The organism is Niabella soli DSM 19437 (assembly GCF_000243115.2).
GTDB lineage: Bacteria > Bacteroidota > Bacteroidia > Chitinophagales > Chitinophagaceae > Niabella > Niabella soli.
The window spans coordinates 3,640,955-3,660,474 of sequence record NZ_CP007035.1 but is presented as its reverse complement, the minus strand read 5'-3'; the positions used below and the strand labels follow the sequence as shown (position 1 = coordinate 3,660,474).

Below are 19,520 nucleotides of genomic sequence, written 5' to 3'. Positions count from 1 at the left end.
CCGGACATTTATTAAAGAACGTTTTTAATTCACTTTTTTATCCCTTGTTAAGTATAGCAAGAGATGAACCAATCAGGGGCTGCACCGGGGCTGACTCAATCTTACATCGGTTGTATCTCTGATTAAAACTTGCTGGGTACCGTTAAACATATTGCTGATACCAACAATACTTCCATTACCCTGTGGTACTTTCAGCGCAGCAAACACGGCATAGCTGCTGTTGCGTAAAACAATTGATTTTTTATCGCAGTTCCAGAGCGTGAAATTTAAGGCGCTTATTTTTTTGGAAGGATCGCCGTAGGTTTTAGCGGTATCGCCGTCTGCAAACTGAAAATGGTCCAACTGCACCAACGTGCTTTGCAGGGGGTTGAGGATATTCACAGATAAGTCTGCGGGCGTAATCACCTTAGGCGCAACGGAGTTTCCATAAGAGCCTTTTGTGATAAACAGATCAAACTGGACAGAAGGGATTCGGCCAAGATTCAGGTAGCCCGCCCCCGATCTTGAGGAATCCAAACCCAATTGGATCGTGCCGCCATAATCTCCCAACATCAATCCCTTCAGGTTCACAAAAACGCGCCGTCCCACCGGGTAGGAGGTATAAACATTGGTCCCGTCCAGCAAAATGGGGATCGCACCTGTTTCATCCTGTATCACGATCTGTTTATAAAAGTTGCCGGACCGGTCGTCCGCCGTTATCACTCCGGTAATAGTCTTATCCTCTTCTATATTCTGAAAAAAGCCCACACCCTGATAACGTGCTTTTAGTTCGGCAATCGTCATCGTTACTGCAATATCCGGGTCTTCATTAATAGGCGGCTCATCAAACTTCTTATTGCAGGCCAATAAGAGTAGTATCCCGGGCAATAAGAATTTTACGGTTGATTTACAAATCCGGATAAATGACTTTTTCATATGATTGTTTTTATTCACTGGTTAGTATTAATTAAATCGAAGCATAAGGCTTGCAGTATAATTGAGACCGGTGGCATAATAATATTTTGGCGGAAACTTATTGATGTCCTTGTCGGCCATATCGAACCGCAGTTGTTCAAATCCGCCGGAACGCATTTTTTTATTATCTAATAGATTATTCACGCTCAGATAAAAAACAAGATAAACGGGTTTATGATGTATCATCAGTTTCCGGGACAACCGCTTCGACCAGCCCCCAAAAAAGTCAAGGGTAAACTGCGCAGGCAATTTTTCCTGTGCGATCATCTTATAAATAGACTCCTGTTCTTCGAAAGATGTGGGATTGTCGGTTCCTATTGCCGCCGCCGTACGGCGTATAGGGTTTAGCGACAACCATGAATGATCAAAATAATTACCCGTTATGCTTATAAACCAATACCGGGGCGAACGATAAAATAATCCCGCACTGTAGGCCGTTTGAGGTGTTGAAGCCACCCTGAAATTTTTCAGATACACCGTTTGAGCGGCCAATGCAACCGCGCTGTTATCGACGGTAATCACGGCATGGGGCCTGCTGTTATAATAATACCGGCCAACCGCCGCCGCTCCGTTAAAACTAAGGCCGGGCGTAAGCTTTATTGTAGCCCCCAGTTCTCCACCGAAATACAATGTATTCATTCCGCTGAGCGCATAGTTCACAAAATCCTGGTACTGGTCATGGTAAAACGTCAGCACATCATAGGTGTTTTTAACCGAAGTGTAGTACCCCTTTATGCTCAACTGAACACGCGGACTGTTTAACCTGTAGCCGCCCTCAATCGTTTGGGTGATTTCGCTCCTGATGGTATCGCTTTGCAAAGTGTTTCTTGTCCGGGGCGCAATAAACACATTGTCAAAATAAGGGGCCTTACTAAAATAACCGCCGTTAACAAAAAAATAGTTCCGCCCATTCAGTTTATAAACAATGCCCGCTTTTACTTCCGGATTTAAAAAGGCGACCTTTTTTGACACTCCGAAAGAATGATCAGGAAACAGGCCATTCCGGTTCAATCCTGTTCTCCAGAACCTGGTGAAGGACAATCGTCCCGAAACAAACAAATCAAAATGATCCAGCAGTAGCATTGTCTGCACCCAGCCGCCCAGCCGGTCCACCTTCATTTGATAATCGTACCCATAAGCATCCCCTTTTTTTTTCAACTGGTTCGGACGATCCACATCATATTGCTGCGCACGGGGATCATTGGGGAAATCCCGCTCTGCAAATTGATTAACGTTTACCCAGAAGGCCCCACCCAACAGATCTTTTACCTCCTGGTAATAATGGTTGCTTTGGTGCTGGTAATCCGCCCCTGCGGTAAAGGCGATCCGCTTATTCAGTTTGGTATTGTAAACACTGTTAATCATGATCCGGTGCAGCTCATTTACGCGGTTCGATAAGATATATAAAGAACGTGCGCCGGTAACATCATTCCCGGTTACGCCATTTACATTAAGCACCGTTGCCGTGTTCCCGCGATTCACTTCATAAAGCTGCGGCCAGTTTACCTGCAACAGGTTGGGGTGATCCACCATTTGTTGTCGCAATATTGCAGCCAGCGCTGGTTGCCCGGATGTATAATAACCCGGCAGATACCGGTAGTAATCCGGTCGCGGATCGGGCGCATTATACCAGTCGAATGCGGAATTTTTTTTCTTCCCTGAAATATAGCCCAGCGTTGTGGTCCAGTTAGTATGGTTATTGGGCTTATACTCATATACCCCCATAAAAGCCGGCTGAAAAGCAGTAGCTACATTCGAATTGCGCTTCGCGCCGTTTTGATATCCCCAGGAGGGATTATAAAAATTGGTGCCGGCCAGGTCCATCGCTTCCTGTACACTTGCGGCCTGGCGGCCATTTTCAACCGGCGCACCCAAAGCGATCAGTGATACCGTATTTTTCAGATTCCATTTTTTGTCAAGCGCAGCATAATAGCTTAACCCACGATAATAAGTTCCCGGAATATATCCTTCATCCGCATAGCGGGTGCTCAACATAAAACTGTAGGCCCATCCTTTTTTATTAAATCCCGACCCGTGCGTAAGCAAAGAACGATGCCGGTAATTACGATTGGAAAGCGCATACCCGATCTGCGTTTGCGCCCGTTGCACCCCTGCACGCAGATCAATATTAGTGTTCAGTCCGGCAGTTCCAAAAGCAAATCCCGTCGCCTCCAGACCATAGCCATCCTGCCGTGCGCGCATTATATTGGCAAGGCCAGACCAGATATTATAAGGAATAAACCCGTTATCAAGACCCGTATGATCCAATCCGTTCAGGTACAGCGCATTTCCATTATTATAGCCTCTTAACCTAAAACGGAAAGTAAAAAAGTTGAACGCAGCAGCGGATAAGAACGGATCCCTGCCGGAGGAAAGGATCGACGAAACACCGGGGTGCTCTTCATTTTCAGCATTATCATCCAGCGTAACAACCGGCAAAACATCCTTCATTTCTTCTTCAGCATCCGGAACCAGGGAATCTTGTTTGGGAAGCGTGTCTGTTAAAGTAAGCGGATAGGTTTGCGTTTTTGCAAACAGGCAAGCACAAAGGCTTAACAAGGTTAAGGCGGTTTTCATGTAGCGTGGTTTTTTAGGTTGGCCTAAAGTTAACAACTTTTTTTTATTATCAGACTTGTGCCCAATATTTTTTGGCAGCGCCTCTTTGGAACCCCTTGTGATGTTGAAAAATTATGGAGTTATTAAAATAAGCCGTAGTTTTAAGCAACCTAAATAAATACACCCTATGAAAAAAATACCCGTTTATTTTATTACACTCTTCATTTGTTTGCAGGGCACAAATACCACAGCTCAGCCAAGCCAATATCGATCAGCCGTTATTGCCTTTTATAACCTTGAAAATTTTTATGACACCCTTTTTCACGGAAAAAACGACGACGAAAGTTTTACTCCTAATGGCACCAAGGCCTATACCAGCGCAGCTTTCAACGACAAGGTCCTTCATCTTTGTACAGTAATTGCGGCAATCGGAACAAATACTAATCCCGATGGGCCAGCGGTGCTGGGCCTTGCGGAAGTGGAAAACGATGCGGTTTTAGATACCCTGGTAAAACATCCGTTACTGGCCAAAAGAAGCTATCGTTATGTTCATTATGATTCGAAAGATGCCCGGGGTATTGATGTGGCATTGCTCTATAATCCCCGGTATTTTAAAATACTTAAAAGCAGGCCCCTCTATGTGCGCCTGCCGGAGGGCGCCAAGGAAGCGCCCTACACCCGCGACATTCTTTGGGTGACTGGGTTGCTTGAAAACGAACGGGTGCACATTTTTGTAAACCACTGGCCCAGTCGTTATGGAGGCGAAAAAAAATCGGAACCGGGGCGTATTGCCGCAGCGGCCGCCGTTCGAAAATTTATCGATACACTCATCAACCATGACCCCCTGAGCAAGATTATCGTTATGGGCGATTTTAATGATGAACCGGTCAGCAACAGCATTGTAAAAACGTTAAAAACTACAGATAAGATACATGACATAAAAATGGGCGAACTGTATAATCCCTGGCATACCTTATATAAGATTGGTAACGGCTCCCTGGCGTATCAGAATGCCTGGAGCCTGTTTGACCAGATACTCCTTTCAGAAGGCTTTACCGATAAAAAGCAGCCAGGCTTTTTCTTCTATAAAAATGCTGTTTTCAAAAAAGCCTATATGATCGAAAATATCGGCCCTTATAAAGGCTACCCCATGCGCAGCTACAGTGGCGACAACTATCGCGGCGGCTATAGCGACCACTTCCCTACCTATATCGTTCTGCTTAAAAAAGTGTTATGAAAACAGCTATTTAATTATAAATTTTCCAATAATAGCCGCTACAGACGCTAATGAATTGGTTTTAATCCCTCATAAGATTAAATTTGGCTTTCTTAAATTCTGAACTACTATTAATCTTGAACAATTATGAAAGAAATTTCTGATATCGGCGTAATCGGGCTGGCAGTTATGGGTGAGAACCTGATCCTGAACATGGAAAGCAAGGGCTTTCATGTAACCGCCTACAACCGCACGGTAGATAAAGTGGAGCATTTTGTAAATGGAAGAGCCAAAGGCAAAAATATTTACGGAGCGCATTCTATTGAAGAACTGGTGGCTTCGCTAAAAGCCCCCCGCAAAATAATGCTGATGGTCAAAGCCGGTAAACCCGTAGATGATTTTATTGAACTGCTGATCCCCCATCTGGATAAAGGCGATATTATTATCGATGGTGGAAATTCTCATTTTCCTGATACCGAACGTCGCGTAAAATATGTAGAAAGTAAAGGCCTACGCTATATCGGTACCGGTGTTTCCGGTGGAGAAGAAGGCGCTTTGTTAGGCCCCTCTATTATGCCGGGCGGCTCTACCAGCGCCTGGGCGGATGTAAAACCTGTTTTCCAGGGCATAGCTGCTAAAGTTGATGACGGCTCCCCCTGCTGTGATTGGGTAGGCAACGGCGGTGCAGGGCATTTCGTAAAGATGGTGCATAACGGTATTGAATATGGTGATATGCAACTGATCTGCGAAGTGTACCAGATCATGAAAGAGGTATTAGGCCTGTCGGCCGATGAGATGCATGAGGTATTTAAAGAGTGGAACGAGGGCGAGCTGGATAGTTACCTGATCGAAATCACCCGCGATATCCTGGCTTATAAAGAGGACGGCACGCCCATTATCGATAAAATTTTAGATACCGCAGGCCAGAAAGGTACCGGTAAATGGACCGGAACCGTTGCCCTGGAACTGGGTATTCCCTTAACACTCATTACGGAATCCGTTTTCGCAAGATGCCTGTCGGCCTTGAAAGACGAGCGGGTAGCTGCTTCTAAAGTGCTTACTGCCGGACCTGCACCTTCTTTTAATGGCGATAAAAAAGCATTTATCAACCAGCTCCGCGATGCGTTGTATGCCGCCAAAGTGATCTCCTATGCACAGGGTTACCAGATGATGAAAGCAGCAGCCAAAGAATACGGATGGGAATTAAGCTATGGCAATATTGCATTGATGTGGAGAGGCGGCTGTATCATCCGCTCCCGCTTCCTGGGCAATATTAAAGAAGCTTTTGATAAAAACCCCGACCTGTCTAATTTACTGCTCGATCCCTATTTTGCCGAAAAGATACAGGCCTGCCAGGAAGGACTGCGGAATGTTACGGCCACTTCAATGCTAAACGGCATACCCGCTCCCTGCCTGAGCGCTGCCATTAACTATTACGATGGATACCGTTCAGCAAGATTACCGGCAAACCTGCTCCAGGCGCAGCGCGATTATTTTGGCGCCCATACTTACGAAAGAATCGACAAACCCCGCGGACAGTTTTTCCATACCAACTGGACCGGACGCGGCGGCGATACGGCATCCACTACCTACGATGTATAATTTGATGTAGCAAATAATAGAAAGCCCTTCTGAAATGAGGGGCTTTTTTTATTTTGGGGTGGGGAAGGCAAAACAGGTAACCGCCAGGAGGCTATGACACCAGGAGAAAGGAAATAAACACATCTTCGCGCCTTAGCGGTGCCGATGCTATGCGAGGCTTGCAGCCTCGCAGCTCCATTCTATCGCCTTGGGCGATTAGTTGATGCCATTTTAAAATACGCGCTCCCCGCCCACATAGGTTTTCAACACTTTGGTGGTAAGCATTGTGGCCTCAGGCTCAGTCATAAGATCCCTGTCCAAAATAACAAAATCGGCGAACTTGCCCGGTTCCAGGCTTCCTTTTTCTTTTTCTTCAAAAGCCGCCCGCGCCGCCCAGATCGTCATGCCCCGTAAGGCTTGCTCCCGCGTAAGCGCGTTCTCCATTTGAAAACCGCCGGCAGGAAATCCCTTCGCATCTTTTCTTACCACCGCGGCATAAAATGTTTTTAAAGGGGAAATATCTTCCACGGGGAAATCAGTGCCCAAGGGGATCCATCCGTTCTCTTTTAATAATCGTTCGTAGGCATAGGCTCCTTTCAGGCGCTCTTTTCCTAAACGATCACCGGCCCAGTACATATCTGAAGTGGCATGCGTAGGCTGCACCGAAGCAATGATATTATTGTCTTCAAAAAAATGAAAATCATCCGGACTGATCACCTGTGCATGCTCCATCCGCCAGCGGCGGTCATTTTTTCCGCCCAGGTATTTTGCATAAATTTTTAATAGTGTGCGATTACCACTGTCGCCGATAGCATGGGTGCACATTTGCCAGTTATTTTTTACAATGATTGCCGCCATAGAATCAAAATGCGCAGGATTGCTTAATAAAAAACCCCGCCAGCCGGGCTTATCTGCATAGTCATGTAACAAGCAAGCCCCTCTGGAACCCAGGGCGCCATCTGCATATAACTTAAATCCTCTTACATTTAACCGTTCGGTTTTAATGATGCCGTGCTTCGCCAGGTATTCATAATTTTTCTTCGCATCGCTTAGCATAATATAAAGACGCATTTTCAGCTCACCAGATTGTTGAAGAGCGGCAATTTTATCAACCGCTTCGTAATCCAGTCCGCAATCATGAATACCGGTCAACCCCACGCCAAAACAATTTTGTTGCGCCCGCAGCACCAGTGTTTTCATTACAGTTGGTGAAGGATCCGGTATTTTGGCCGCAACCCTGTCCATGGCATTATCAACAAGCAACCCGGTAAGCCTGCCGTTCTTTACCTGGTAAGTACCGCCGCTAATGGTATCTCCGGCTTTTACTCCCGCCAGCTCCAATGCTTTATTATTCGCGATGGCCGCGTGCCCGTCGATGCGGCTTAAATAAACCGGCCGGTTGGGATACCGTTTATTCAGTTCCTCATTTGTCGGGAATTCTTTAACCGGCCAGTCGTTCTGATCCCAGCCACGCCCAATGATCCAGGACATTGTATCTCCTTCTGTTTTAAAATCGCTGCACCGCCGCAGCACGGCCTCCCAACTGGTGGTATTTACAAGATCTACTTCTCCTAAACCCTTTGCATACCCTGCAAAATGGGCGTGCGCGTCTATAAAACCCGGGTAAATGTATTTCCCTTCCGCGTTCAAACTGCTTTTAGACTGGTATGCATTTTCGAGTGTGCTTTTTTTCCCAACGGCTATAATCCTTCCGTCTTTTATTACCATTGCCTCCGCTGTACTAAAACTGCTATCGGCCGTATAAATAGTGGCGTTATAAACCAAGAGGTCTGCTGGTTTCTTTGAAGTACAAGCCGCCAGCAGCAACCCGCCACAGATAAATAATAACCAATCGCGCATACGTTTAATTTATACGAATATAAAAAATAGCCCCGACAAAACCGGGGCCATCAATTACCTGTTGCAGGAAAAATATATATAGAACTTAGTTCAGGTATTTTAAAAGATCTTCACTCATGGGTTCTACTTTAGAAGGGAATACAGTAACCAGGTTCCCCTTCTCGTCAATCAAAAACTTCGTAAAATTCCATTTGATCGGGTCCTTTATGCCTTTTTTCTCTGCTTCGGCAATTAAATATTTATAAATAGGCGCCGTGTCATCGCCTTTAACGGAAATCTTTTTCGCCATAGGAAAGGACACCCCGTAATTCTTTTTGCAGAACTCGGCAATCTCACCATTGGAGCCCGGCTCCTGCTCCTTAAAGTTATTGGCCGGGAAACCAATGATCACCAATTTATCTTTATATTTTTCATACAATTGCTCCAACCCCTCGTATTGATGCGTAAAGCCGCATTTGCTGGCGGTATTTACAATCAATATTTTTTTACCCTTATAATCTTTAAGATTAATGGTTCCTCCTGTTAAGCCATCTACTTTAAAATCGTAAATGGAACCGGCGGCAATACCCATGATCAGCGCCAGTGTTATTACTAATAGTTTCATATCAAATTTATTTATATCCTAAAGGTAAATGGATTTTTTCTTTTTATGTGCCCCGCTGCAGCACTACTATTAAATTTACTTGCATCGCACTCTTCAGCGTCCGGTTCACTGCTCAGCTAACTGTTAATCACTTGCATAACACAAAGCCGCAATACTCAGGCGCACCCCGGGCATATTCAAAAGGACGCTTCCACAGGCCTCAAGGGTTGCGCCGGTGGTAACCACATCATCTATTAAAAGCAGGTGTTTGCCGGCAGCTTTTTGATTCTCAGCAATAAAAAACTTTCCCTGCATATTCTGCCAGCGCTCCACCCGGTTCTTTTTTGTTTGCGTGGCTGTGGCGGCAACACGGTGCACAATGTCTTCCCAAACAGGTACTTCCATCACTTCAGCGATACTTTCGGCAAGCACAGCCGCCTGGTTATAGCCTCTTTTGCGCTCACGGACGCTGTGTAGCGGCAGAGGCACAATGGCATCAATGGTGTTGAAACGATCCGATTTTTTTACTGCCTGTCCAAACGCGATTCCCAGTTGACGGCCCAGCGCTCTATTGCCTCCGTATTTAAACTGATGCAATATATGTTGCAATGCCGCCTGTTTGGAGAAATAACAAAAAGCCGTGGCCGCTTCAAATTGTAACCGCCCGGAAAAGATCTTTTCAACGGGATTATTGCAATGCCTTTCAAAACCGGTTACCGGCAGTTCCTGTAAACAAAGAAAGCAAAGCTGGCTGTCCCGCGGCAGCGCGTCACTTCCACAACCGGCGCAAACGTGTGGATAAAACAGATGGAGCAACGCATTTTTCATAGAGGCAATGCTATTCATGTGTTGGTGTTTTTACTAAGATACGTTAATTTAACGCAACAGGGTGGGCACAGTAGCAATGGCTCACAGATTCCGCAGACTTACACAGATTTTAGATAGCTTCTGTGAAAATCCGTGTAATCTGTGAGATAAAAAACACCTATCAAAACAAATACTGATACACTTCTTCCACCCGGCCCATGCAGATCACTTCAATATTAAACCGGCTGAGGTTCTTTAGCGATTGGTTGTATTTAGATACGATGATCTTTTCAAAACCCAGTTTTTCCGCTTCAGCAATGCGCTGATCAATTTTATTTACCGCCCGGATCTCACCGCTTAAACCCACCTCTCCGGCAAAACAGATCGCCTGCCCTAAAGGAACATCTTCATAGGAAGAAAGCAGGGAGCAAAGCACCGCAAGATCTATGGACGGATCTTCTACCTTTATACCGCCGGCGATATTTAAGAATACATCTTTCACACCAAAATGAAAACCGCCTCTTTTTTCCAGCACGGCCAGCAGCAATTGCAGCCGCCTTAAATCGAAACCGGAAGCCGTCCGCTGTGGCGTACCATACACAGACTGTGTTACCAGCGACTGTACTTCAATCAGTAAGGGGCGCACGCCCTCTATGGTTGCCGCAATAGCTGTTCCGCTTAGCTGTTCTTCCTTTTGCGTGATCAGTATTTCAGAGGGGTTGGCCACTCCACGCATGCCTACATCGGTCATTTCATAAATACCCAGCTCCGAAGTGCTTCCAAACCGGTTTTTAAAGGTGCGCAATATGCGATACGCATAATGGCGGTCTCCTTCAAACTGCAATACCACATCCACCATATGTTCCAGGATCTTTGGCCCGGCAATACTTCCTTCCTTGGTAATATGACCGATTAAAAAAACGGGTGTGCCGGTTTCCTTGGCATACCGTTGAAATTCTGCGGCACATTCTTTTATCTGCGAGATACTTCCTGCAGAAGCATCAATAACCGGTGATTGTAATGTTTGAACCGAATCCACAATGACCAATTGCGGTTTTAGTTTTTTTATTTCCTGGAAAATGGTTTGAGTGGATGTTTCCGTAAGCAAAAAGAAATTTTCATTGGTTGTTGCGTTGCTGTTGGCGGTTAAACGATCGGCCCGCATTTTAATTTGCTGTTCACTTTCTTCTCCGCTTATATACAACACTTTCGTATTGGTAAATTGCAGCCCGCATTGCAGGAACAACGTGCTCTTTCCAATACCCGGCTCACCGGCAACCAACACCAGGCTGCCGCTTACAATGCCACCGCCCAGCACGCGGTTCAGTTCTGCATCACGGGTTGCCAGGCGCTTTTCTTCATTACTTACAATATCATGTAGGGAAATTACTTTATTAGTACGATCTGTACCCGGTACATAGTTTTTCCAGTCGGTTTTATCTGATCCTTTATCAATTACCTCTTCCACAAATGTATTCCACTGTCCGCAGGAAGGACATTGCCCCAACCATTTTACACTTTCATATCCACAATGCTGACAGAAAAACGATTTTTTTATTTTAGCCATGGAGTAAAGATAGCAGAATGAAGTATTCAGTTTTTAGTATACAGTAATCAGTGTTCAGTAATCAGTGCTCAGGAGTGGTTTTAAAAGTAAAAAGGCCAATCTTTCGACTGACCTTAATACTTACTAACCCATTAAATTCTGATACTAAGGTACAAATCTGCCACAGAAATAAAAAATCAAATTAATTGAACCTTGGGTTAAGAAATTAAAAACGGACAAAACAGCACCCTTTAATATATATGTAAAATATTATTAATCAAATATTTAAATCTAAATATATCGCTAAAATATTCTTAAAAAAACTTATCTACATGACAAAAAGTCTTATTCCGTTATAAGATTTTTATTTTGGTTCCAGAATTGCGGGGATTCTTTTAAAAAAGGAAATATGACGAGTGAAATCTGGGTGGTTTCTTTATTATTCATGGGCGTCAGTATGATCGTGTCCCTGATTTTAAAGGGTAAATTCAACCGTTACAGCAAGGTGCCCCTGTCTGCGGGCCTCAGCGGGAAGGAAGTGGCCGAAAAGATGCTGCATGAAAACGGCATTTATGACGTGCAGGTGATCAGTGTGCAGGGATTTTTAAGCGACCATTATGATCCCGAAAAGAAAACAGTAAACCTGAGCCCCGATGTATATGAGGGCGCCACGGTGGCCGCTGCCGCAGTGGCGGCCCATGAATGCGGACATGCGGTACAGCATGCCGCCGGGTATGCGCCGTTGCAATTGCGTAGCAGGCTGGTTCCGGCGGTGCAATTTAGTTCGATGATCGTAAACTGGGTATTGCTGGCCGGGTTGATCATGGCCGCTTCGGGTAGTTACCTGCTGCTGCTGGCCGGCATCGTATTAATGGCTATTACTGTGGTTTTTTCGCTGATAACCCTTCCGGTCGAGTTTGACGCGAGCAAGAGAGCCCTGAACTGGCTGAACCACACCAATGTTGCTAACAACAGGGAATACCCGATGGCGAAGGATGCTTTAAAATGGGCGGCTACCACTTATGTGGTGGCAGCGCTGGCAGCGGTAGTAACTTTATTGCAATATATTTCCATATTTATGAACCGAAGGGATTAGGCCGTAAGGGTCTTTAATTCCCGGTTAGTCCGGTATCAGAAGGATGCTTCGGCTGCGCTTAGCATGACGATAGCAGGATTATTCTGCAATACATAAAACAATCAGTCATTGCAATGCTATGAACACCAGGTATCTATGTGCTCGCCCGGACGGTACGGACAGGGTTTGAAGCTAAGTTCAAACAGGTTCTCTATAATTTTTTCAGAATGGCCTTTGTCTTCTCCAACATCCTTACCCGGTCGCCGGTTAAGCCGCCGGCGGAATAGATACTCATTTCAATTTCTGTAAGCATGTGAAAGACTTCATTTTGCAGGTATTCCGGAACTGTTTTTTCCGTCATGGTATCTTTAAGGGTCGATTTGTAAAAAAGTTTGGCAGGCACCTGGTATTTCTGCTCAAAGAAATGGATCATTCCTTGTCTTAAGGCGCTGTAAAAGGAATTGCCCGGTTTGGCAACCGCTTCTTCTGCTGCCTGCAACAGCGCATCCACATCAGGGCTGGGGTTATGCGGCAATGGAACAGGAGAAACGGGTTGCGTGCGTAAAGGTGCCGGTTGTGCGGGCTGCTGCCCTTGCTTTTTCTTTTTCGCCCGGCTAATCAGCATACCTGCCACTACCAATAAGGCAACAATCCCCAATCCTACCAATAGCGCACCATAGTTATCATTGCGTTCCGCCTGGTCATTGGCCGTGGTTTTAGTAGTGGGAGCGGCTGCCCCTGTTCTTACATAAAAAGTTACGGGGGGGTTGCTGACGGTATTGTGCCGGTTGCGGGTGGCGTCAAAATAAGAAAATTTTACAGGCATTATAGTATAGCTCCCTTTGTTGGTGGCGGTAAAAGGAATGCTGAACACCTTCATCCCGGGAGCCGTTTTGCTTTTGCGATCGTATTGCTCCTGTACCTGGGCCGCCGCCGCCGTAACGCCTGAGGGCCATTCCACAATAGGTTGTGTTACCTGGCTGAAATCACCTGTTCCAGAAATGGTGATCTGTAAGGTACCCTGTTCTCCCGGTGTCAGGTTTACTTTTGAGAGGTATACATTCATTTTAAAATCCCCTACCGCGCCATTATAAACCGTTGCGGGCTTCACATTGGCAGGCGCTTCCTGTACATTTATATTAATAGGTACGGAGGCAATGGAGATCCGGTAATCGCCGTTCTTCAGCGCAATATTGTCATCAATGCCATCCAACAGGGGGCTCCTGTTGCCTGAATTATCAATCAGCTTAATCCTGTTGTTCAACACCATGGCATCCAGCACCAGTTTGCCCGCCTCTGTAGGGGTCAGTTGTACTTTGCGGATCGTATGTACATCGAAGCTTTTGCCATCAATGGTCTGGCGGCTCACTACATCATCTTCCGACCCAACAAGATCCCGAAGCTCAAAACCCTTAAACTCCGGATCCTTTGTTACCGAGGAAACCGATTCCAGCGAAGAATATAATTTATAGGTAACCACTATTGGCTCTCCTACATAACAGGTGGTTTTATTAACATATACATTAAGATAAAGATTGTTCTTAATGCGTGCTTCCAGGGTACTGTTTTGCGCACCAACAATTAAAGTGGCAACCATTAGTGCTGCTACTAATCCTAGCTTTTTCATACTGTACGAAAATAAACGATTCATATGTCCGCTTTATAAATCACCCAACTGTGGTCTTAAAATAATGTCTTCCACACAGGCCCCTGCAGACAGTTGGGTAGCCGCTTCAATCAGTTTAGCCACATCGGCTGCCTCCATAATCCGTTTTTCACTATTGTCAAAATCCCCCCAGGACGCTGTTTTTACCGCTCCCGGGAAAATAGCAGCCACTTTAATTCCGGAAGATTTCAATTCCTCCCTCAGGTTCTGACTAAAACCATTCAGCGCAAATTTACTGATACTATAGGAACCGCCGTTGGTGTAGGCGCGCAACCCGGCTATGGAGCACATATTAAATATAAAACCGCTTCTCTTTTCCTTCATGGCAGGCAACAGCGTGCGGGTAAGATAATAGGCGCTGTAAAGATTCACCGCCATCTGACTTTCCAATGCCCCGTCCGCTTCATTACTTACGCTTCCCGGCTCAAATACGCCTGCATTATTTACCAGTACATCAGGAGCGCCAAACTCAAGCGCCCAGGCGCCCAGCGCAAGGGCGTTTTCTTTTACAGAAAGATCAAAAGCCTTCGCCCTGAATGCTGTTTCGGGATAATGGGTCTGCAATGTTTCCAGGGCATTATACAAACGCACTTCATTACGCGAAGAAAGCAGCACCCTGTTTCCCTTTTTTGCAAAAACTTCGGCAATGGCATAGCCCAACCCCTGGGAAGCACCGGTAATCAAAACATTCATCAGGCTTTTTATTTATTCCTGCGAAGTAAACACAATTTTCTTAATGGAATCGTTAAAGCCTGCCTATCTTAGCCGCAAAAAGAGCCCGTGTACATTCATAAACAGTTTTGTATTGCCCCGCAACCCATCACCGGTGATCTTCAGTTGGACGCAATTGCGCCTTCGGCGGATGGGAAAATGGTGGCAATAGAACCAGCGCTGGAAGGCGTACCGCCCGGTATGCTGCGCCGCATGAGTAAGGCGGTACGCATGGGCATTGGCGCGGGTTTGCCCTTAATAACAGATACGGTTCCGGACGGTATCATCATCGGCACTGCCAATGGAGGCATGGAGGATTGCATAAAATTCCTGAACCAGCTCATCGACTATGATGAAGGAATGCTGACGCCCGGAAGTTTTGTACAAAGCACCCCCAATGCTATTGCGGGCCAACTGAGCCTTATTAAAAAAAACCGCAATTATAATGCTACGCATGTGCACCTGGGACTGGCATTTGAAAATGCACTTGTCGATGCAAAGATGTTTTTGAACCGTCACCCGGAAAACACCTACCTGGTGGGCGCTGTGGATGAAATATCGAGCTATAATTATAATATTGACCGCCTGGCGGGATGGTATGACCCCGCGTTAAATAATAAAGACCTTTATGCCTACGATCATACCGCAACCATTGCAGGAGAAGGCGCGGCACTTTTTTTACTGAATGGAACACCGGAAGGCGCATTGGCAAAAATTGCTGCAATTGAAACATTGCATACCAACGATGTGCAGTTGGTTGCAACACGCCTGGGCGCTTTATTGGACAAATACCCCCCCACAAAGAATACGATATTATTGTCTGGCGAAAACGGCGATGCCCGGTTCCAGCACTTTTACGATGCCGTTGAAGCGTCATGCGTTGCGCTGCCCGTGCTGCATTATAAACATTTAACGGGTGAATACCCTACCGCGGTATCTTTCGCCGTATGGCTGGCAGCCAATTTGGCCGGGAACAACAAACCCCCGGCAGCGCTGCTCAAAAAAGGAACACTGCCGGAAGCGATAGACCAGGTGGTTATTTATAATAACTACCACGGAAAGCAACATAGTTTTATGCTTATCTCAAAGTCCCGTTTAACAGCAGCACTTGCTACATAAAAAGCTTGCTGTGCTTTACAAAGTAAGGAATCAGGAAGGTAGCGAATATGCCGGTAATCAGTACAATACCCAATAAAAGGCCGTGAAACTGGCTCGTGAGCATCGAATTATCAGAACGATGCACCTGCAGGGTTCCGTAAACCAATAGCAGGGTAAATACTGCCGAAAGAATAGTGTAAACAGGCGCACTGTTTTTAGAGAACCGGTCGATCAGCGCATAAATACACCCCGCCACGGCCAATACCAGCAGCGTAGCGAAAATAATGGTAGATACATTGATCATTTCGTGCAGGGGAAACGAAGTATATTCCCGGAAAGCAACGTCGTAGATCAGGTTCAAAACGGTAGCTAAATAACCCGCAAAAAGACCAGCCATCAGCGGTTTGTATATGTGGCTGTCATATTTATCTTCTATCATAATGCAAAAGTATGACATAAATCATATTTTGTAAAAATATTCAACAACTTTATTCCGGCTTTTTATCGATTGTATTCCCGGCAGATCAGCGCTGATTCTTTTCGCGCAGAGGCTGCAGAGAAGACATCAGCGAAAATTCGTGCCTGTTTCAATCTGCGCAAATCAGCGGGAAATTTCCGGACGGGCAATGCCCGCCAACCGCCGTTCTTTTAAAATGCCGATGCTTTTGCCGTTAGATTTAATAAGCTGTTCCTTTTCAAAATCGCTGGTCACGCGGGAGATCGTTTCATAGGTAGTGCCCACATAGGAAGCAATATCCTGCTTGGTAAGCTTAACATCTATAAACCCCTGGTCGGTCATTCCAAATTTATCCCGCAACAACAGCAGGGCTTCTGCTATACGCCCCCGCACTTCCATATGCACCATATTCCGCATCCGTTTTTCGGTTTCTTCCAGTTCATTGGCATAAAAATCCATCAATGCGTAGGTCAGCGTCGGGTTTACGCGTAAGGTCGATTCAAAAAATGATAAGGAGATGTATAACAGCCTGGTGTCTTCCAGGGCAGTAGCAGTTACCGGGTAAATCCTTTCTTTTCCCAGTCCCCTGTAACCGATCATTTCTCCGTCGTTGGCAAAGCGCAGGATCAGCTCTTTGCCGGCGCCCCAGCGTTGGTGGATCTTAACTTTTCCCGCAAGGATGAAAAAAACACCTTTTACCGGATCCGCTTCACGAAAGACCGGCTGCCCCTTCTTTATAGCAATAGCCTCTTTATTATCATTGATTACGGGCAACCACTCCGGCATACAATATTTATAAAGAATGCTGCGCTGAATATCCTGGGGTACTGACTCTTTCATTTCGGGCTCAAAAATAATGCATAGGTTTGAGAAAATTTTTCCGGCCGGCTGCAATAAAAAGCAACTATCGATAGCAAATTAATGTGATTTATGTCATACTTTTGCAGCTTCTTAAAAAAACAGCATTATGCGCATTCCCATATCACCAACGCTGCAGGCAACAATGAATGATGAAAACAGTGAGAACCAGGACCGGAAGAATAACCGGCGGCTGGTGTATATTTCAAGCCTGGCAATTACGGTAGGCATTGTTATCAGCCTGATTGCGAAACTGCTGATCTATCTCATAGACCTGGTTACGAATATTTCTTTTTTCGGGCAGTTTTCAGTAGCAAATGTTTCCCCTGCAGGAAATCATCTGGGGCCCTGGGTGATCATTGTACCCGCTATAGGAGGGCTGCTCGTGGGCTTTATGGCATTGTATGGCTCAAGGGCTATCCGGGGACATGGGATCCCCGAAGCAATGGAACAGATCCTGACCAACGACAGTAAAATAAAACCCACCATTACTTATTTGAAGCCTATTTCCTCAGCCATTGCCATCGGCACCGGGGGCCCATTTGGTGCGGAAGGCCCCATTATTGCTACGGGTGGCGCGATGGGATCTACACTCGGGCAATTATTAAAGATCTCGCATTTTGAAAGAAAGGTATTGCTGGCAGCGGGGGCTACGGCGGGTATGTCGGCCATATTTGGCTGTCCGATTGCGGCTATTTTCCTGGCCATTGAATTATTATTGTTTGAGTTTTCCGCAGCTTCTATCCTGCCCGTGGCCTTAGCCTGTGTTACCGGGGCGGCGGGACATCATTTTTTGTTTGGCACCCACCCGGTGTTTGAAATTACGCATTTGATCGACAGCCCCTCTAACAAAGCGTTGTTCCTGCTGAGTATAGAAGGCATTATTATTGGGTTGCTGTCTGTTGCCGTAACCAAAATCGTTTACTGGCTGGAGGAGATCTTTGAGCACCTGCCCATCCACTGGATGTGGTGGCCGGCCATTGGAGGATTAGTAGTGGGAATTGTAGGGTATTTTCAACCCAATACCCTGGGCGTGGGCTATAATAATATTACCGACGTACTTTCGGGATCATTGCCGCTAAAAGCGATTGCGTTATTATGCACTTTTAAGTTTATCTCCTGGGCTATCGCATTATCCAGCGGCACTTCCGGTGGTACCCTGGCGCCTTTACTGACCATTGGCGGCGCTGCCGGAGCCTTGATGGGGTTTGTTTTGCAGCATTTTTTCCCGGGAATCGATATTTCCATTTCGCTGGCAGCCCTAATTGGCATGTCGGCCATGTTTGCCGGCGCCTCCCGGGCCCTGCTGACCTCTATTTTGTTTGCCCTTGAAACCACGGGCCAGGTAAATGTATTGCTGGCGCTGTTGGCGGCTTGTTCAGCGGCTTACCTTTTGTCGCTTTTCCTGATGAGCAACACCATCATGACGGAAAAAATTGCCCGCCGGGGTGTAAAAACACCCGTGTCCTACAAACCGGATGTGCTGGAGCAGGTGCATGTAAAGGAAATGATGAACACCGACAGCCTGGCCATCAGCGAGGAAAGTACCATTGGTGAGGTAAAAAGCTGGATCGCGGCTAACCCGGAATATGCAGCAAATTTTTATATTGTGGCCAATAATGAGAACGGGTTGACCGGGCTCATCAGTTCCTCAAGCCTTTATGGGGAGCACCAGGACCCTGATCAACCGGTAGGCTCTTTAATAAAACGCAGCAACGTGTGGATCCGCCCAACTGAACCACTGCGATCCGCCGTAAAGCTAATGCTGCAGGCCAATGTAGATGTGTTGCCCGTGGTGGACGCTCAATTCAATATTGCCGGAAGCATCGGGTATAAAAATATTATTGAAGCCCACAAAACCGTGCTTAATGAAAACGAAAAACAAGCCGCACATATCTCCCTGAAACGCCAGACCCTTAAATTATTGGTGAAGGGACAACGACTGATTCATAAAAGCAGTAAAGATTAATCGACCAGGAGGTGCCAGGCACTACCAAAAAGAAGTAAAAGCCCCTAGCCCTCCGGCAGCCCGGTTTGCGCTGACATGCTTATTCCGGCGCCGGAACCCAAAGTGCAGGTCTTTTGAACGCTATTGCTATACGATACAGCGGTTCAGATGCAACAGTCCTTCATAGTATAAAAATTTTAAATGTTTTTTTGATTGCCATTGCCCAAGCCATAAGGTTAATTTCATGCATATTTTATATATTAATAATATATTTATATGAATAATTTAATAATATTGTTATAAACAATTAGCAATATCTAATTATATTTACAATTATATTTATAAAATATTATTATTTATAACTATTTTATACAAAAAAAATCATATATAGATATTAATTATTTAATAATTGCTGCCGCTATTTTTAACTCAAAATGTTCTGTTATGCACCTTCTTAAAACGGGTAATTGCGGCAGTTTTGGCAAACTAAAATGCCGGTTTTACCATAAACCATCCACCAACTTCGGTTTTTCGTCGGTGCAAAAACGGCCTGTGGTCCAACGCTATTTTATTTTTTAACAGCGTGCTTCTTTCCACACAAATT

General features: G+C 45.7%; 15 protein-coding genes. 5 read left to right on the top strand and 10 right to left on the bottom strand.

Going from position 1 to position 19,520, the window contains the following annotated elements; genetic code table 11:
* Window positions 1-72 precede the first annotated feature (72 nt).
* On the bottom strand, window positions 73-915 hold the full coding sequence (locus NIASO_RS15365) for a DUF5689 domain-containing protein (RefSeq protein ID WP_008587343.1): 843 nt from the start codon (window positions 913-915) through the stop codon (window positions 73-75).
* A 27-nt stretch (window positions 916-942) separates the two neighbouring features.
* Complete coding sequence (locus NIASO_RS15360) at window positions 943-3,531, bottom strand: TonB-dependent receptor (RefSeq protein WP_008587341.1); 2,589 nt, start codon at window positions 3,529-3,531, stop codon at window positions 943-945.
* Between the two features lie 166 nt (window positions 3,532-3,697).
* On the opposite strand from NIASO_RS15360, the gene NIASO_RS15355 reads away from it, so the two are divergent.
* Both NIASO_RS15355 and gnd read left to right on the top strand, forming a co-directional pair.
* Entirely contained in the window at window positions 3,698-4,747 is a 1,050-nt protein-coding gene (locus NIASO_RS15355; RefSeq protein WP_008587339.1) for an endonuclease/exonuclease/phosphatase family protein, read from the top strand.
* A 126-nt stretch (window positions 4,748-4,873) separates the two neighbouring features.
* Entirely contained in the window at window positions 4,874-6,328 is a 1,455-nt protein-coding gene (gene gnd / locus NIASO_RS15350) for a decarboxylating NADP(+)-dependent phosphogluconate dehydrogenase (protein WP_008587337.1), read from the top strand.
* Between the two features lie 210 nt (window positions 6,329-6,538).
* On the opposite strand, the gene NIASO_RS15345 is transcribed toward gnd, so the two are convergent.
* The 4 genes from NIASO_RS15345 to radA form a co-directional block, all read right to left on the bottom strand.
* Entirely contained in the window at window positions 6,539-8,167 is a 1,629-nt protein-coding gene (locus NIASO_RS15345; protein WP_008587335.1) for an amidohydrolase, read from the bottom strand.
* Between the two features lie 85 nt (window positions 8,168-8,252).
* A complete protein-coding gene (locus NIASO_RS15340; RefSeq protein ID WP_008587333.1) occupies window positions 8,253-8,771 on the bottom strand; it encodes a glutathione peroxidase in 519 nt (172 codons plus the stop codon).
* Between the two features lie 123 nt (window positions 8,772-8,894).
* Entirely contained in the window at window positions 8,895-9,596 is a 702-nt protein-coding gene (locus NIASO_RS15335) for a ComF family protein (protein WP_008587325.1), read from the bottom strand.
* Between the two features lie 142 nt (window positions 9,597-9,738).
* Window positions 9,739-11,124, bottom strand: a complete 1,386-nt coding sequence (radA, locus tag NIASO_RS15330) for a DNA repair protein RadA (RefSeq protein WP_008587323.1) — start codon at window positions 11,122-11,124, stop codon at window positions 9,739-9,741.
* Between the two features lie 388 nt (window positions 11,125-11,512).
* Here radA and NIASO_RS15325 point away from each other — a divergent pair, with 388 nt between their 5' ends.
* Window positions 11,513-12,199, top strand: a complete 687-nt coding sequence (locus NIASO_RS15325; RefSeq protein ID WP_008587322.1) for a zinc metallopeptidase — start codon at window positions 11,513-11,515, stop codon at window positions 12,197-12,199.
* 190 nt (window positions 12,200-12,389) lie between these two features.
* Here the strand turns inward: NIASO_RS15325 and NIASO_RS15320 are convergent, their stop codons facing one another.
* A complete protein-coding gene (locus tag NIASO_RS15320) occupies window positions 12,390-13,805 on the bottom strand; it encodes a BatD family protein (protein WP_025299037.1) in 1,416 nt (471 codons plus the stop codon).
* A 33-nt stretch (window positions 13,806-13,838) separates the two neighbouring features.
* Window positions 13,839-14,537 carry an SDR family oxidoreductase gene (locus tag NIASO_RS15315; RefSeq protein WP_008587318.1) on the bottom strand — a complete coding sequence of 233 codons (699 nt, stop codon included), beginning with the start codon at window positions 14,535-14,537 and terminating at the stop codon, window positions 13,839-13,841.
* An 87-nt stretch (window positions 14,538-14,624) separates the two neighbouring features.
* On the opposite strand from NIASO_RS15315, the gene NIASO_RS15310 reads away from it, so the two are divergent.
* Window positions 14,625-15,674: a beta-ketoacyl synthase chain length factor gene (locus NIASO_RS15310; RefSeq protein ID WP_008587317.1), complete on the top strand. Its 1,050-nt coding sequence runs from the start codon at window positions 14,625-14,627 to the stop codon at window positions 15,672-15,674.
* Here the strand turns inward: NIASO_RS15310 and NIASO_RS15305 are convergent.
* Window positions 15,667-16,110, bottom strand: coding sequence for a hypothetical protein (locus NIASO_RS15305; protein ID WP_008587315.1), 444 nt, complete (start codon window positions 16,108-16,110; stop codon window positions 15,667-15,669). The genes NIASO_RS15310 and NIASO_RS15305 overlap by 8 nt on opposite strands.
* A 144-nt stretch (window positions 16,111-16,254) precedes the next feature.
* Complete coding sequence (locus NIASO_RS15300) at window positions 16,255-16,950, bottom strand: Crp/Fnr family transcriptional regulator (RefSeq protein ID WP_025299035.1); 696 nt, start codon at window positions 16,948-16,950, stop codon at window positions 16,255-16,257.
* Between the two features lie 127 nt (window positions 16,951-17,077).
* Here NIASO_RS15300 and NIASO_RS15295 point away from each other — a divergent pair, with 127 nt between their 5' ends.
* Window positions 17,078-18,937 (top strand): chloride channel protein, encoded by a 1,860-nt coding sequence (locus tag NIASO_RS15295; protein WP_008587312.1) that lies wholly within the window; start codon window positions 17,078-17,080, stop codon window positions 18,935-18,937.
* The last annotated feature ends 583 nt before the right edge of the window (window positions 18,938-19,520 follow it).

Bases quoted from the DNA above. Each gene is read 5' to 3' on its own strand.
- NIASO_RS15365 (WP_008587343.1), bottom strand. From the start codon at position 915: ATGAAAAAGTCATTTATCCGGATTTGTAAATCAACCGTAAAATTCTTA.
- NIASO_RS15360 (WP_008587341.1), bottom strand. From the start codon at position 3,531: ATGAAAACCGCCTTAACCTTGTTAAGCCTTTGTGCTTGCCTGTTTGCA.
- NIASO_RS15355 (WP_008587339.1), top strand. From the start codon at position 3,698: ATGAAAAAAATACCCGTTTATTTTATTACACTCTTCATTTGTTTGCAG.
- gnd (WP_008587337.1), top strand. From the start codon at position 4,874: ATGAAAGAAATTTCTGATATCGGCGTAATCGGGCTGGCAGTTATGGGT.
- NIASO_RS15345 (WP_008587335.1), bottom strand. From the start codon at position 8,167: ATGCGCGATTGGTTATTATTTATCTGTGGCGGGTTGCTGCTGGCGGCT.
- NIASO_RS15340 (WP_008587333.1), bottom strand. From the start codon at position 8,771: ATGAAACTATTAGTAATAACACTGGCGCTGATCATGGGTATTGCCGCC.
- NIASO_RS15335 (WP_008587325.1), bottom strand. From the start codon at position 9,596: ATGAATAGCATTGCCTCTATGAAAAATGCGTTGCTCCATCTGTTTTAT.
- radA (WP_008587323.1), bottom strand. From the start codon at position 11,124: ATGGCTAAAATAAAAAAATCGTTTTTCTGTCAGCATTGTGGATATGAA.
- NIASO_RS15325 (WP_008587322.1), top strand. From the start codon at position 11,513: ATGACGAGTGAAATCTGGGTGGTTTCTTTATTATTCATGGGCGTCAGT.
- NIASO_RS15320 (WP_025299037.1), bottom strand. From the start codon at position 13,805: ATGAAAAAGCTAGGATTAGTAGCAGCACTAATGGTTGCCACTTTAATT.
- NIASO_RS15315 (WP_008587318.1), bottom strand. From the start codon at position 14,537: ATGAATGTTTTGATTACCGGTGCTTCCCAGGGGTTGGGCTATGCCATT.
- NIASO_RS15305 (WP_008587315.1), bottom strand. From the start codon at position 16,110: ATGTCATACTTTTGCATTATGATAGAAGATAAATATGACAGCCACATA.
- NIASO_RS15300 (WP_025299035.1), bottom strand. From the start codon at position 16,950: ATGAAAGAGTCAGTACCCCAGGATATTCAGCGCAGCATTCTTTATAAA.
- NIASO_RS15295 (WP_008587312.1), top strand. From the start codon at position 17,078: ATGCGCATTCCCATATCACCAACGCTGCAGGCAACAATGAATGATGAA.